Source organism: Natrarchaeobaculum sulfurireducens (assembly GCF_003430825.1).
In the GTDB taxonomy this organism is placed as follows: Archaea; Halobacteriota; Halobacteria; order Halobacteriales; family Natrialbaceae; genus Natrarchaeobaculum; species Natrarchaeobaculum sulfurireducens.
On the sequence record NZ_CP024047.1, the window covers coordinates 488916 to 504426 of the forward strand.

The following is a 15511-nucleotide window of genomic DNA, read 5'->3' on the forward strand; positions in this document are numbered from 1 at the left end:
TCCAAACGGAATTCGACTCTCGAGGTCGCTCCTGGGGCTGGGCAGTCGTTTGGCATCGCCCCTCGAGCCGTCGTGCGCTCGCACGACGCATAATTCGGCTGTCAGATAGGCGTTCTTTTAATATCCTGCGAGGAGGTCAGTATCGAACGAAGATGACACTATACGGTAACGTGCTGAGACTGCAGACCGGTATCGACACTGTGACTGAAGCGAAACGACCATCCCACGTAGAGGGTGATCGACGATGAGCGACGACGAGTTCCCGGAGCACGCGGGAACGGTCATCATCGGCGCGGGGATCGTCGGAAACAGCCTCGCCTACCACCTCGCAATGCAGGGTCGCGACGACATCTTGCTCACGGACAAGGGGCCACTGCCGGACCCGGGTGGATCGACGGGACACGCGTCGAACTTCCTCATGCCCGTCGAGCACTCGAAAGAGATTACCCACCTCACCCAGCGGAGCATCGAACAGTACGAGGACATGGACACGTTCACCAACAGCGGCGGGCTCGAGGTGGTTCGCACCGACGAGCGAATGGAAGAGCTCAAACGCCGTGTCCAGTCGGCCAAATCCTGGGGCGAGGAGGGCAGGCTGCTCAGCGTCGAGGAGATCGAGGAGATGGTCCCCTATATCAACACGGACATCATCGAAGGCGGCTTCTACAGTCCAGGTGCTGGCACCTGTGACCCGCTGCGGGCCGGCGAAGTGATGCGAGCGCGTGCCGACGACGCGACCGACGGCGGGCTGACCGTCTCGCCAAATACCGAAGTGCTCGACATGCACGTCGAAAACGGCGAGATCCAGGCCGTCGAGACCGACCGTGGCACCGTCGAAGCCGACGAGGTCGTCATCGCAGCGGGACTGTGGAGTCCCAAGATCGCCGAGATGGCCGATGTCGAGATCCCGCTGACGCCCGCGGTCCACCAGATGGTCAGCGTGGGCCCGATCTCTTTTTTCGAAGACTACGAGGGCGAGATCTCGTTCCCCGTGGTGCGGGACATGGACACCCAGATGTACGAACGCCAGCACGGCAACGACCTGGAAGTCGGCTCCTACCAGCACCGGCCGATCCTCTGGGACGTCGACGACGTACCCTCGATCGAAGAGTCGCCGCTGTCGCCCACCCAGCCGCCGCTGACCGACGACGCGTTCGAGCAGTCGATGGAAGACGCCCTGGAAATCGTCCCCGAACTGCTCGACGATCCACAGGCGGGCGTGCGCCACGAGATCGACGGCCTGCTGTCGGTGACCCCTGACGGTATGCCTCTGTTGGGTCCGCTGCAGGACGTCGACGGACTCTGGTCGTGTGCCGCCGTCTGGATCAAGGAGGCACCGGCGATCGGTGAGGCCGTCGCTCAGTGGATGACCCAGGGCTGGTCGGAGATCGACCTCCACGGCTCGGACGTCAACCGTTTCTACCAGTACGGAAACTCAGAGGAGTTCGTCAAGAACCGCGCTCACGAGGGCTTCCAGAAGATCTACGGTATCGTCCACCCAGCAGAGCAGTGGCAGAGCTCCCGACCCCTGCGAACGAGTCCCTTCTATAGCCGTCAGGATGACCTCGGCGCTCGCTTCTTCGAAGCCGCCGGCTGGGAACGTCCGCAGTGGTTCGAGTCCAACGACGACCTCGTGCGTACGTACAACGCCGAACTCGACGGCCTGCTCCGGGGGAACGAGTGGGACTCGCGGTGGTGGTCGCCGATCATCCTCGGCGAACACCTTCACATGCGCGACCACGTCGGGATGATCGGCGACATGGGCTTCGGGAAGTTCGACTTCGTCGGCTCGGACGTGGTCGACTACCTGGAGACGATGGCCGTCGGCCGGGTCGACGTCGACGTCGGCAAGACCGTCTACACGCCGATCCTCGCCGAGAACGGCGGCTTCGTCTCCGACCTGACGATGGCCCGACTCGGTCCCGAACACTACCGGGTGATCACCGGTGGGGCCGCCGCGGGTGCCGACCGTGCCTGGTTCGGGAGCCACATCTCCGACGACGCCGACGTGACGATGATCGACCGGACCGAGTCGCTGTGTACGCTCGGCGTCTGGGGGCCGGACGCCCGCGAGGTCGTCCAGTCCGCCACCGAAGAGGACATGTCTCACGAGGCGTTCCCGCCCTACACGGCCCAGGAGATCACCGTCGGCGAGGTCGACGCCTGGGCGATGCGACTCTCCTATGTCGGCGAACTCGGCTGGGAGATCTACGCCCCGATGGGTCAGGGCCAGCGCCTCTGGGACACCATCGCCGAGGCCGGCGAGGCGTACGACATCCGTCCCGTCGGGATGGGCGTCTACGGCACGACCGGCCGCATGGAGAAAGGCTACCGGCTGCACGGCCACGAACTCGAGCTCGAGTACACCCCCGCCGAGGCCGGGCTGACGTTCCACGGCGTCAAGGATGCGGACTTCATCGGGAAAGAGGCGTACGCCGAGGCCATCGAGGAGGAGAACGCCGCGACGCTGTGTACGCTCTCGGTCGACGACCACACCTCCGAGTCCGGCGAACGCCGCTTCATGCTCGGCAACGAGCCGATCCTCGACGAGAGCGGCGAGGTCATCGTCGACGACCACGGCCGGGAGTCCTACGTAACGAGCGCAGGCACCGGCCCGAGCGTCGGCAAGCACCTGCTGATGGCATACCTCCCGCCGGAGTACGCACAGAAAGGACAACACCTGCAAGTCGAGTACATGGGCGATCAGTACCCCGTGACCGTTGAGGTCGCCGGCAGCCGTCCGCTGTTCGACCCAGAGAACGAACGCATCCGCAGCTAGGTCGGTTTCGGCCGGCCCGTACAGCTGCTTCACGACCACCCCACGACCACCCACGACCGTCCAGCGAACCCGAACCGAGACTACCCACGACCGTCCAGCGACCCCGAACCGAGACCATCCACGCCGTCCAGCGAACCCGAACCCTGACCATCCACATCACCGAACCATGAACGTACTGGCCTGTGTCAAACGAGTGCCGAACACCGGCGCGAAGATCGTACTGACCGACGACAACCAGCGCATCGATGCGAGTAACCTGGGGTTCACCATGAGCCCCCACGAGGAGTGTGCCATCGAGGAGGCCATCCAGCAGGTCGAGGCCCATGGCGGCTCGGCCCACGTCCTCACGCTCGGTCCCGAGGAGGCGACCGAACAGCTCCGGACCGGGCTGGCCATGCAGGCTGACGAGGCCACCCTGCTCGAGACCGATGGCTCCGAGTGGGAGCCACGTGCGACCGCCGATGCGATCGCGAACGCGGTCCGCGGACTGGCCGACGACGGCACCGAGTTCGACCTGCTATTGCTCGGCAACGAGTCTGCGGACGCGGCGAACTACCAGGTCGGCGTCCGCGTCGCCCGCGAACTCGGGCTTCCCTGCGTGATGGGGATCAAGTCCCTCGACGTCGAAGACGACACCGCGATCGCCAGACGCGAGATCTCCGGCGGAGAAGAGGTCTACGAGGTCGACCTCCCCGCCGTCATCACGGTCAAAGAAGGGATCAACGAGCCCCGCTACGCTTCGATGCGCGCGAAGATGCAGGCGCGAAAGAAAGCGATCGAACGCCTCGAACCGTCCGGCGCTGCCGGCCCAGGCACGCTCGAGAAGATACGTCTCGAGGCGCCCGAGACGGACGACTCGGCCGCCGACGTCCTCGGTGATGGCCCCGACTCAGTCCCCGAGATTATCGAGGTCCTCGAGTCGGAGGTGGAGGTGTTATGATCCTCGCGTTCGTCGAACACGAAAGCGGCCTCCCGGACGAACTCTCGCTCGAGGCGCTCTCGCTGGCCCGCGAGCTGGCGACCGCCGAGGGAGTCGACCTCGGCGCGGCAGTCTTCGGCGACGAGGGGGCCGCCCTGGCGGACGAACTCGGCCCCTACGGCGTCGAGGAGATCCACCACGTCACCCACGACGAACTCGGCGGCTACGCCCCCGAGGCCTGGGGTGAGAGCCTGGCTCAGCTCGCCGACGAGATCGAGTCCGGCACGGTCGTCGTCCCCGGCAGCGACCGTGGCCACGAGGTCGCCGCACACGCCGGAGCCACGCTCGACGCGCCGATGGCGACCAATTGCGTCGCCGTCGAGGTCGACGACGCCGGCGTCTACGAACTCGAGCGCCACCGCTGGGGCGGCAGCTTACTCGAACACGCCCGCCTCGAGGGCGACCGAAAGCTCGTCAGCGCCGCCGAACACGAGTTTCCGGTCCAGTCGGCCGACGAAGAGGCCGTTCCGACGGCCACCGAGTTCACCCCGTCGCTCGAGGCCGACCACTTGCGGGTACGCGTCGACCGCGTCGAGAGCGGTGACGAAGAGGGCATCCCGCTCGGGGAGGCCCGCGTCGTCGTTGGCGGCGGCCGCGGCGTCGGAGGGCCGGAGGACTACGACCAGCTCGAGGAGCTCGCCGACCTGCTCGGGGGGACCGTCGGTGCGTCGCGTGCCGCGATCAACGAGGGGTGGCGACCCCACGACGACCAGGTCGGCCAGACGGGCGCGAAGATTAGTCCGGACATCTACCTCGCCTGTGGGATCAGCGGTGCCGTCCAGCACATGGTCGGCTGCAAAGGGGCCGAGACGATCCTCGCGATCAACACCGACCCCGAGGCGGCGATCATCCAGAAAGCCGACTGGGCCGTCGTGGGCGATCTTCACGAGGTCGTTCCCGAGTTGAACGACGCGATCCGCGAACAGACCTGAGCGGGAGCCGCTGGCTCTTCTTCCACCGTCGCTATCCTACCTGTCCCGCAGGTAACTGACGAGATCGTCGGCATCGCAATCGAATCCGCCACCCTGGGCGAGTGTCGATCGGCCGCCGCCACCACCGCCGAAGGAGTCGGTCACGTCGTCGATCACCGCTCCCGCGTCGACGTCGCCGGTGGAGGCCACGACGAGCGAGGGAGGCTGGTCAGTGATGACCGCCGCGACGACGTCCGATCCGGCTCCGTCCTCGCTAACGACGTCTCGAGCGGCGTCGCCGACGACGTTCGAGTCGAGTCCGTCGACCGATCCGATCGCCCAGGTCGCCCCATCTCGATCGACGGTCGAAAACTCCGCGAGGCGGGTCGTGACGACCTCTCCTTCGAGCCGCTCGAGTTCGGCCTCGTAGGTCTCTCGTTCGTCCTGAAGCCGAGCGACGAACGATGGGAGTTCGGCCACCGGAACCCCACCCAACTGGCTCGCTTCGCGTGCGTTCGCCTGCACCGACGCGGCGTGATCGATCGCGGTCGGCCCGACCGCGAACTCGACGCGAGTGACGCCTTCACCAGGGTTCGACCGGTCTAGCACCTCGATCGGGCCGATCTGGTGCGTGTTCTCGACGTGTGTACCGCCGCAGGCAGCGACGTCCCAGGCCTCGCCGTCTTCGTCGGCACCGACCGTCGCGGCGCCGATCGTCACGACCCGGACCTGCTCGGACGTCGACGCGTCGTCGGTCGCCATCGCCCCTTCCTCGGTCTTCTCGTTGAACGCGATGTTCTCGAGCCCGCGTGCCTCCGCGGCCGGCAGGCGTTCCCAGCTGACCGGTCGTGCGTCCCAGACGGCACGGTTCGACCGTCGACCGAGTTCGACGAGCCCCTCATCGTCGATCGGCTCGTCCGTCGTCAGGTCGACCCGGACCTTCTCCGCGTTGATGTCGAACCCTGCATACCCCAGATCGTCGTACAGCCGCCGTGCCGCGCCGTAGACGACGTGACTTGCCGTGTGGGCGCGCATACAGTACGTCCGAAACGTATCGTCGACGACGCACTCGACGTGTTCTCCCCTCTCGAGGGTTGGCTCAGTCTCGAGCGCGTGGACGACCGTATCGTCCCGTTTCTGGACCGTCTCGAGTTCGATCCCGTCGATCGTTCCGCGGTCGGCCGGCTGGCCACCGCCCTCCGGGTAGAAGTACGTCTCCTCGAGTTCGACCTCGCGGCCGTCGACCGCCGCAACGGTCGCCTCGAACGTTCGAACCGTGGGTGACTCCGGGGCGCGTGATACCGTCATGCACTCGAGTCAGTCGCGCCGGGACAAAAAAGTCGCCATTCGTTCCACGTCGTGCCATCGGTCGATCGGGCCACTGCTACGACGCCGCGAGTCGATGACCGCGATCCACTGTGTCGCTCCGACACGACGTATCAGGGCCGAGCTACGACGAGGTTCGGCGACTGGCTCGACAGTGCGAGTCCGACGGCGTCGAGAAGACGTTATCCGGTCGCGTTTTAGATCGCCGACTCCCGGCTGGGTGCACCTCTCTCGAGCACTTCTCATCAGGCCAGTGATGGTTTGTGGTTTAGAATTTACAACAGTACGAACGTAAGGAATTGTCGGGTAATACTGGGTTCCGTTTATACTAACAACTGCACCGAGTTGCACACTGATCGCCGATCTATCCGGCGAGCAGGTGTGCACTGACGTGCAGTGGCTACTATAGGACCGATTCGGATCGACCCTGTTCCTGACTGCTGCCTATTGGCCAACATATCTCTTGAGAATTCATATACGAAGAACTTTATTTTGTCCGACCAGCCAGAAACTAATTGACAACCGATAGTTTTCTATTCGTTATGTGAAAACGAAGCTGTGGCTCTGTGTTTTTCATATAGCTCTCAAAACGCATATAAGGGTCTTTGTAGCCTGTACAACTACTAAAGCATGCCTTGAAGAAGATATTTGAAGAATAGGATATTTCAGCAATCTCCGACAACAAATCAGTTTTCTACAACTCTATAAATAATGTCATTTTATCTATTGTGTTATTAGCTAACTACTAAATGCTATTGAGCGGGCCGTCAGCACGGCACCGCTTCCGTCGCCCGGTTGAAACGACCGTATCGGTGCCTCTCGAGTCGTTGCCCTCACCAGCGTCTGTTGCCACCCGTCCGGGTGAATCAGTTCCGAGTTGGCGTTCGGTAGGTCGTTTCGACCGTGTCGATTGCATGCCGGATCGAGCCAACTGACTTAAACACCCCCACAATTCATCACCCGTTCTCATTGCTGTGTGAAACGATTACACTATTCATGAGTGTGGGTACCAGCATCCGGAATTTAGGCACGTTCCTCGAGGAGTGTGACGACGGTACGGGTACCGTACACAACGTGGAGCTCGCCGGAAGCGTCGATCCGGGGCCGGGACTCTCCGCCGACGTCGAACTGACCGTACAGGTAGGCTCGTCGGACGACTCCTCGGGAGGGCTCGCAGTCGAGGACGTAGAAATCGACGCCGATGGTCGCCTCTCGTTGGTCCTCGAGACCGAGGCGTCCGTGGTCCCGGCGAGCGATCACGATCTCGCGGTCGAACCGAGGGCAGCAACCGTCCACGACGACGGAACGATCGGTGTCTCGATCACCGCATGCGATCCGGACGACGGAGACGACCGCTCGGCCGCTGACTCCCGGTCGGGAACCGACGATTCGGCAGCCGAGTGCGACGACTCCTCGAGCACTCGAAACCGCGACGTCCCGCCGTTCAGGGACCCTGAACTCCTCGCGGAGGTGTACGACTCCTGTGAGACGTTCGCGGAGATGAGCGAGGCGATCGATATGGACGTGACCGCCGAGACGGTGCGGCGGTACATGATCGATTACGACATCCACGAACCGAACCGGTACGATACCGGCGACCAGGAGGCGAACGAAGCGGAGTCGGACGCCGACACGGAGGACTCGGCAGCCGAGGCCGACGGATCGACTGTCGACTCGAGCGACGACGTCGGTGACTCGGCGGTCGAACCCGACGCTGACGTGGCGGCTCCCGTCGTTGTCACCGACGGGCTCGGTCTTCCCGACGACCTGACGGTCGACGCCCTCGTCGAGACGGTCTCGCGGTCGAACACGGTCTACGAGGTTACGCGGGATGTCGGCCGCGAGCGCGACGAAGTGCTCGACCTGCTCCGACGGTTGAACCTGATCGACCTCGTCGTCGGTCGAATGAGCCGGGAACCCGAACGAAACGTCGGCCGGGACGAAATCCTCGAGCGACTCCGCGAGGCGTCCAGTGCCCATCCACAGCCGTAGCCCAGCGGACGCCGGGTATGTCGCCTAACTGCCCTTTTTGAAACGATCACCGATGCTTATAATGCTGGAGTGTGTTACCATACAGACTAGTCGTCATCCCAGATGTCGCTCATCACCGAGGTCCGATTCGCGCACGAAGACGGCGTACTCGCCGACACGCTAACAGCGCTGCCCGACCTCTCGGTCGACATCGTTCGGGAAGCGAGCACGGCTCCCGACAAGGGTGTCTACTTCTTCCGGTTCGACCACGCCCACCCCGAAGAGGTCCGGCCGCTCCTCGAGTCAGACCACACGGTCAGTGTAGCCGAACGGGTGCCGGCGGTCGACGACCAGCATCTCTGGAAGATCGCTCTCACGTCCGAGACGAAGCTCCTCGCGCCAGCCGTTACGGTTCGTGGCGGAGTCGTCCTCGACGCCCGAAGCGCATTGACGAACACCGAGCCGCGTGGCTGGCGTGAACGCTGGTTCTTCCCGGACGACGACGGCATCCACGAGATCTGGAACCACGCTCGAGCAGCGGACTTCGAGTTCGAAGTGCTCGATCTTTCCCGGCAGCTCCAGCCCGACGTCCCACACGTCGAGGTAAATCCGGTCACCGACGAGCAACACCGGGCCCTGTTGACGGCGTACGAACTGGGCTACTTCGAGGAGCCACGCAAGACCTCACTCGAGGAACTCGCAGCAGCGCTCGATCTGTCGCCTTCTGCGGTCAACGGACGGCTCAGACGCGGCCTGAAGTCGCTGATCGGTGCGGCGTTGACCGTCGACGTTGAGGACGAGGTGGGGAGGACAGATGGCGAGCCACACGCACGAATCGAGTCGTCTCACTCCCGATGGTAACCGCCCGAATCTACGTCGAACACCCAGATCTCGCCCTCTCCTACACCATTCGATCGCTCTCCGACGCAGCGATCGCCGTGGTCTCCGACGTCGGAACCGACCCACACCACAGCGTCTACTTCTTCCGGATCGAAGCCCCCGACTTCGACGCGGTGGCGTCGACGCTTCGAGCGGACCACACCGTCGACGAGTTCGCCACCGTCGTCGAGATGGCCGGCCACCGGACCTACCGGATCGAGTACAGCGACGCCGCGAAACTCATCACGCCGGAGATCACCGACCGCGGCGGGCTCACGCTCGAGTCGACAAGCTATCTGAACGGCTGGCTGTTGCAGTTACAACTCGAGGACCACGACGCGCTCTATGAGATCGCGACGTACGCCGAACAGGAAGGGATCAAACTCGAAGTCCTCGAACTCACACAACAACCCACGCTCGACGATCACTCCGAGTTCGGGTTGACGGCGTCCCAGACGGAGGCGCTGGTTGCGGCGTACAAACACGGGCTGTACGACGAGCCCCGCCAGACGTCGATCGAGGAACTGTCGGAAACCCTCGACCTCTCGAGAACGGCGGTTAGCGGACGGCTCAGACGTGGCGCGGCCACGCTCGTCGAGGAGTATCTCGTCGAGGACGACGAGTGAGCCCGATCTCAGCATGCGACTGCCTGCGATCTCGAGCGGCTACACTTAACACGACCCCATGCCACCGACGGGTATGCGCGCTGCAGTCCTCGAGGCGTACGGTGAACCGCTGTCGATCGAGACCGTCGAACCTCCCGAGCCAGCGTCACACGGGGTCGTCGTCGACGTCGAGGCGTGTGGCATCTGCCGGAGCGACTGGCACGCCTGGCAGGGCCACGGCGAGTGGGCGGACGACCAGGTATCGCTCGGACAGGTCCTCGGACACGAACCGGCCGGCCGGATCTCGCGAGTCGGCGAGCAGGTCGGGGCGCTCGAGCCGGGCGACCGCGTCGCGGTTCCGTTCAACCTGGGTGATGGCTCGTGTCCGCAGTGTCGAACCGGACACGGGAACGTCTGTCTCGACGGCTACGCCCTCGGGTTCGAGGCCGCGGTTCCGGGAGCGTTTGCCGAGCAGGTTCACGTTCCCCACGCCGAGTTCAACCTCACGCGACTGCCCGACGGCGTCTCCGCGACGGAGGCGGCTGCACTCGGCTGCCGGTACGTGACGGCCTTTCACGCACTGGCCCACCGCGCCGACGTCGATGGCGGCGACTGGGTCGCCGTCCACGGCTGTGGCGGCCTCGGCCTCGCGGCCGTCCAGATCGCGACCGCACTCGGTGCCCGTGTCGTCGCCGTCGACGTTCGGGATGCACCGCTCGCGTTGGCCACCGACCTCGGCGCCGAGGCGACCGTCGACGCTTCGACCGTCGACGACGTGCCCGCGGAGATCCGGGCCATCGCTGATGATGGGCTGGCCGGTACCCAGCGTGCCGGCGGTAGTGGCGCACACGTCTCCGTCGACGCTCTCGGTCGCGCGGAGACGTGTCGCAACAGTATCGATTGCCTGCGTCCCCGTGGCACCCACGTTCAGGTCGGGTTGACCACCGACGCCGAGCGCGGTGAAATCTCGCTCCCGATCGACGAGGTGACACGGTGGGACGTCTCCGTCCTCGGCTCCCGCGGCATGCCGCCCTCGCAGTACGACGAACTACTCCGAATGATCGAGGCGAGACGGCTCGCTCCCGATCGGCTCGTCACCCGCGAGGCCACACTCGAGGAAGTCTCCGACCGGCTCGCTGCGATGACCGACTACGAGACCCACGGGCTCGAGGTCGTTACCTCGTTCTGATTGACCTCACTCCCAGCAGGCGGGAACGGCACTTTCGGGACCGAAAATGGATCTCTGGTGGGTAAATCGGCTGTTTTGGCCGGTGTTCTTATATATGGGGGTGTGATCTTCCACCAACCGAGGGATACCAGTGAACGAGGAATGGAGACGATGACGCCGTTCGACACCGCCGCGCGACCGGACCCGGACGCCCTGCTGGCCCAGCTCGAGGACGCCGTCGTCGTTCTCGACGACGCGGGTCGAATCTCGTATGCGAGCCCACCGGCAGGACGGTTCCTCGGGGCCCCGTCGGAGGCGCTCGTGGGCGTTCGAGCGTTCGAGTACGTCGACCCGCGGGATCGAGCTGCGGTTCTCGATGCGTTCGAGGAACTCGTAACCGACCCGGCGACGTCGTCTCGTCGGACGGAGTTTCGACTCCTCGGTGAGGGCACTTCCGTCTGGCTCGAGGCGGTTACCGTCGATGCGACGGCGAGCGACGTCGGCGGCTACGTGGCAACGCTTCGCGACGTGACCGAACACCGGGTCAGAGAACGCGATCTCGAGCGCCTCCACGACTCGACGAACCACCTGTACGCCGCCGAATCCGTCGAGGAGTCGTACCGAATCGCGATCGACGCAGCGGTCTCGATCCTCGGATTCGACTGGTGTACCCTGGCGACACCGGCCGACGACGGTGAGACGTTCGAAATCGCTGCGATCTCAGAACACGCCCCGCTCGAGGTTGGTGACCGTCCGTTCGGCCTCGACGAGGGGGTCGCCGGCCACGTCTATCAGACCGGAACGGCCTCGGTCGTCGACGACGCCCGGGGGTCGAGTCGGGGGAAGCCGGTCGATCCAGCGATCAGATCGGCGCTCACCGTCCCCGTCGGCGACTGGGGCGTCTTCCAGGCCGTCACGACGACGCGGTCGGCGTTCGACGACCGCGACCGAAATCGCGCACAGCTACTCGTTACGGCCATGGTCACGGCGATCGACCGGATCGAACGACGGCGCGACCTCGAGCGCCAGAACGAGCGCCTCGATCAGTTCGTTCGGTACGTCTCACACGACCTCCGGACGCCCTTGACGACGGCAGCTGGCTATCTGGAGCTGATGGTGGACGATATCGACGGGTCTCCAGCCGAGATCGCCCACGTCCGAGACGCCCATGAGCAGATGGAGGCGATGATCGACCAGCTGTCGACGTGGGCCCGCGGCGACGACCTCGCCAGGGATCGAACCGCAATTTCGGTTGCGAGCGTCGCCGGCCACACCTGGTCGTCGGTCGCACCCGAGTCGGCATCGCTTTCGATCGAGATGACGCGGCTGCTCGAGGCCGATCGAACCTGTTTCCGACAACTCGTCGAGAACCTCCTGCGGAATGCGGTCACGCACGTCGGTGACGACGTTTCAGTCCGCGTCGAAGAACTCGAGGGGGGCTTCGCGATCGAAGACGACGGTCCGGGGATTCCGCCGGACGCGCGCGACGACGTCTTCGAACCGGGCCACACGTGTTCCGAAGCCGGCACCGGACTCGGGCTCGCAATCGTCGCCGAAATCGTCTCGGCTCACGGCTGGGAAATTGCGGTAACCGAGGGGAGTGCTGGCGGCGCGCGATTCGAGATTACTGGCGTCGATTTCGCGGACTGATCATCGGTCGTGAGGATGGGCACCTTCTCGGTGATCTGGCACGTAGTTACGCTGTGGTCGAACTCGAGTACTACGACAAACTCTTACTCGCCATCGCGGGGAGCCTCGCGTTCGGGACGGCCATCGGTCTGTTCACGACCGTGTCGCTGTCGACGGGTGTCGCCGGGGGATCGATCTTCGCGACGATCTTCGTCTACGATGCGATGTTCCGCTCGTCTCCCGTCTCGCCGACAGATCCCCAAACTGTGGCCGCAGCCATCCTCTGGCACGCGTTCGTGATCGCCGTCGTCCTCGCGTGGGCCTACTGACGGTCGTGACTGTCTCGTCCAGGCCTACTGACCGATCCGGCGTCGATTCACTTTCGCTCCGGTGGCCAAACCCTCTTACACGCCCGCTCCCCAGGGTTCAGTAATGGATGGGAGCGACCCCCTCGAGTTGCCGGTCGACGCCGACGCGCTGTCGTTCGATCCGGACGCGGTGACGATCGAGGACGCCGACGTCTTCGGGCTGCTCGAGCCCGCCGTCCAGCAGTGGTGGCTCGAGGCCTTCGGCGAGTTCGTTCCCGAGAACGAAGGCTTCTTTACGCCGCCACAGCGTGGTGCCATCCCGAACGTTCACGGGAGAGAGAACACGCTGATCTGTGCCCCGACTGGTAGCGGAAAGACGCTAGCAAGCTTTGCGTCGATACTCAACGCTCTGTACCGGGAAGATCGAGCCACCGACGGCCTCGAGAACTCCGTCTACTGCCTCTACGTCTCTCCACTCAAATCGCTGGCCAACGACATCCATCGCAACCTCGAGGTCCCACTCGAAGGGATCGAATCGATCGCCACGGAACGGGGTGAAGAGATGGGCGAGATCCGCCACGCCATCCGCCACGGCGACACGCCCTCGAGCGCCCGCCAGAAGATGCTCGAGGAGACGCCCCACATTCTCAACACGACGCCCGAGACGCTCGCAATCTTGCTCAACTCGCCGAAATTCCGCGAGAAGCTTCGAACCGTCGAGTACGTTATCGTCGACGAGATCCACTCGCTGGCCGCCGGGAAACGCGGCACGCATCTCTCGGTCAGCCTCGAACGCCTCGAGGCCCTTACCGCGGAGCCGATCACCAGAATCGGCTGCTCGGCGACGATCGAGCCGCTCGAGGAGGTCGCGGAGTTTCTGGTCGGTTGCGAAATACCGAGCGTCTCCGACCGATCGACTGGGGAGCGACGCGATCCGGAAGACAGTGACGAGTCAGCCGGGGACCCACGTAACTACGAGATCGTCGACGCCCGCTTCGCCCGCGAGTTCGACCTCGAACTCGAGTGTCCGACGGACGATTTAATCAACACGCCCCGCGGGGTCGTCCAAGACCGGTTTTATCGGATGCTCCACGACCACGTCCAGGCCCACACGAACACACTCGTCTTTACGAACACCCGGTCGGGAGCCGAGCGCGTCCTGCACAACCTCCGCGAGCGGTTCGACGACTACGACGAGGCCAACTCCGCCTGTCACCACGGCAGTCTCTCGAAGGAAGTCCGCCAGGACGTCGAACAGCGGCTCAAATCGGGTAGTCTCGACGTCGTGACCTCCTCGACCAGCCTCGAGTTGGGGATCGACATGCCCCACGTCGACCTCGTGGTGCAGGTCGGCTCTCCCAAATCGGTCGCCTCCCTCCTCCAGCGGGTCGGCCGGGCGGGTCATCGCGTCGGCCAGACCGTCACCGGGCGAGTGATCGCCCTGGATCGAGACGAACTGCTCGAGTGTGCCGTCATGCTCCGGCAGGCCGAAGCGGGGTTCGTCGACTCGGTCTCGATCCCGGAGAACGCACAGGACGTCGCCGCCCAGCACGTCTATGGGATGGCGATCGCCGAGATCCGGCCCGAACGCGAGGTGCGAGCGACCTTGCGACGCGCCTACCCCTACCGAAACTACACCGACGCCGAGTGGGAGTCGCTCTGTCGGTATCTCACGGCCGAGTACGCCGGCCTCGAGGATCGAAACGTGTACGCGAAAATCTGGCGCGACGAGAACGATCCGCCGGACGGCGAGTACCACTACGACGAGTACCCCGTTGGCGAGCCCCTGATCGGCAAGCGCGGCCGCCTCGCCCGGGTGATCTACATGACCAACATCGGGACGATTCCGGACTCCTTTACCTGCGACGTCCACACTCGTGCCGGCGACGAGTGGGTCGGCCAGCTCGACGAGAACTACCTCGACACGTTAGAGAAAGGTGACGTCTTCGTCCTCGGCGGCGACCACTTCGAGTACCGCTACCGCCGTGGCTCGAAGATATACGTCGATCGAACGAGCGCCCAGCCGACGGTTCCCTCGTGGTACTCCGAGCGTTTGCCGCTGTCGTACGACCTCGGCTGTGAAATCCTCGCGTTTCAACGAGAACTCCTCGAACACTACGACGCGGGCGGCTCACCGCGGGTTCGCGCGTGGCTCCGGGAGTTTCCGCTCGACGACGACAGCGTCCGGGCGATGGCACGACTGTTCGACCAGCAGTGTCGTTACGCCGGTCCCGAAAGCATCAGCACCGATAGCCGACTCTCGATCGAAGTCGTCCGCGACCGCCAGGAGTACGAACGTCACTACTACGTCCATTCGAACTACGGCCGGGAGGTCAACGACGGCTTCTCGCGACTGCTCGCCTATCACTGTGCTCAGGTCGCCACGGCGAACGTCAACGTCGCCGTCGCGGACAACGGGTTCGTCCTCACGATGCCACTCAACCGAAAAGTCGACGTCCTCGGCATCCTCGAGGACCTCGAGGCAGACCGGGTACGCGAGGACCTCCGGGCCGCACTCTCCGGGACCGACCTCCTCCAGCGGTACTTCCGGATCAACGCGACGCGCTCGCTCATGATCCTCAAACGCTACAAAGGCTACGAGAAATCCGCCAGCGAACAGCAGGTCTCGAGCGAGATGCTGCTCGGCTTCGCCGAGGACCTAGCGGAGTTCGCCGTGATCGAAGAGACCTACCGCGAGATTCTCGAGGACAAACTCGCCGTCGAGGCGCTCGAATCGATCGTCGAGGCCATCGACGACGGCGATCTCGAGGTCGAACGCCAGTTACTCGACTCGCCGACGCCGCGAGCGTTCGGCCTGGCGACTCTCTCAGCAAGCGACGTCGTCCTCGCAGAAGACGAGTCGGCGGCGCTGCAGGCCTTCCACGAACAGGTACTCGAGGAGATCGGCGATGACTCACTTCGTGGGCTCTCCTCGGAATCGGTCGACTGATTGCGT

11 protein-coding genes are annotated in these 15511 nt (G+C 64.4%); 10 read left to right on the forward strand and 1 reads right to left on the reverse strand.

Annotated features, from left to right (window positions below; all coding sequences use genetic code 11):
- Positions 1 to 244 precede the first annotated feature (244 nt).
- The 3 genes from AArc1_RS03615 (at position 245) to AArc1_RS03625 (ending at position 4690) form a co-directional block, all read left to right on the forward strand.
- Entirely contained in the window at positions 245 to 2779 is a 2535-nt protein-coding gene (locus AArc1_RS03615) for a GcvT family protein (RefSeq protein WP_117362989.1), read from the forward strand.
- A 166-nt stretch (positions 2780 to 2945) separates the two neighbouring features.
- Positions 2946 to 3719 carry an electron transfer flavoprotein subunit beta/FixA family protein gene (locus tag AArc1_RS03620; RefSeq protein WP_117362991.1) on the forward strand — a complete coding sequence of 258 codons (774 nt, stop codon included), beginning with the start codon at positions 2946 to 2948 and terminating at the stop codon, positions 3717 to 3719.
- On the forward strand, positions 3716 to 4690 hold the full coding sequence (locus AArc1_RS03625; protein ID WP_117362992.1) for an electron transfer flavoprotein subunit alpha/FixB family protein: 975 nt from the start codon (positions 3716 to 3718) through the stop codon (positions 4688 to 4690). Before AArc1_RS03620 ends, AArc1_RS03625 begins: the two co-directional genes overlap by 4 nt.
- A 36-nt stretch (positions 4691 to 4726) precedes the next feature.
- Here the strand turns inward: AArc1_RS03625 and AArc1_RS03630 are convergent, their stop codons facing one another.
- Complete coding sequence (locus AArc1_RS03630; protein WP_117362994.1) at positions 4727 to 5977, reverse strand: alanyl-tRNA editing protein; 1251 nt, start codon at positions 5975 to 5977, stop codon at positions 4727 to 4729.
- Positions 5978 to 6991: 1014 nt separating this feature from the next.
- On the opposite strand from AArc1_RS03630, the gene AArc1_RS03635 reads away from it, so the two are divergent.
- From AArc1_RS03635 to AArc1_RS03665, 7 genes are all read left to right on the forward strand, one after another.
- Positions 6992 to 7987 carry a hypothetical protein gene (locus tag AArc1_RS03635; protein WP_117362996.1) on the forward strand — a complete coding sequence of 332 codons (996 nt, stop codon included), beginning with the start codon at positions 6992 to 6994 and terminating at the stop codon, positions 7985 to 7987.
- A 102-nt stretch (positions 7988 to 8089) separates the two neighbouring features.
- A complete protein-coding gene (locus AArc1_RS03640; protein ID WP_117362998.1) occupies positions 8090 to 8827 on the forward strand; it encodes a helix-turn-helix domain-containing protein in 738 nt (245 codons plus the stop codon).
- The gene (locus AArc1_RS03645; protein ID WP_117363000.1) at positions 8821 to 9471 is read left to right on the forward strand and encodes a helix-turn-helix domain-containing protein; all 651 of its coding nucleotides are present in this window, start codon (positions 8821 to 8823) and stop codon (positions 9469 to 9471) included. Before AArc1_RS03640 ends, AArc1_RS03645 begins: the two co-directional genes overlap by 7 nt.
- A gap of 73 nt (positions 9472 to 9544) precedes the next feature.
- Positions 9545 to 10639, forward strand: a complete 1095-nt coding sequence (locus AArc1_RS03650) for a zinc-dependent alcohol dehydrogenase family protein (RefSeq protein ID WP_117363002.1) — start codon at positions 9545 to 9547, stop codon at positions 10637 to 10639.
- 150 nt (positions 10640 to 10789) lie between these two features.
- Positions 10790 to 12268, forward strand: a complete 1479-nt coding sequence (locus AArc1_RS03655) for a sensor histidine kinase (protein ID WP_161958284.1) — start codon at positions 10790 to 10792, stop codon at positions 12266 to 12268.
- 53 nt (positions 12269 to 12321) lie between these two features.
- Positions 12322 to 12576: a hypothetical protein gene (locus AArc1_RS03660; protein ID WP_117363005.1), complete on the forward strand. Its 255-nt coding sequence runs from the start codon at positions 12322 to 12324 to the stop codon at positions 12574 to 12576.
- 103 nt (positions 12577 to 12679) lie between these two features.
- Positions 12680 to 15505 (forward strand): ATP-dependent helicase, encoded by a 2826-nt coding sequence (locus tag AArc1_RS03665; RefSeq protein WP_117363007.1) that lies wholly within the window; start codon positions 12680 to 12682, stop codon positions 15503 to 15505.
- Positions 15506 to 15511: the final 6 nt, after the last annotated feature.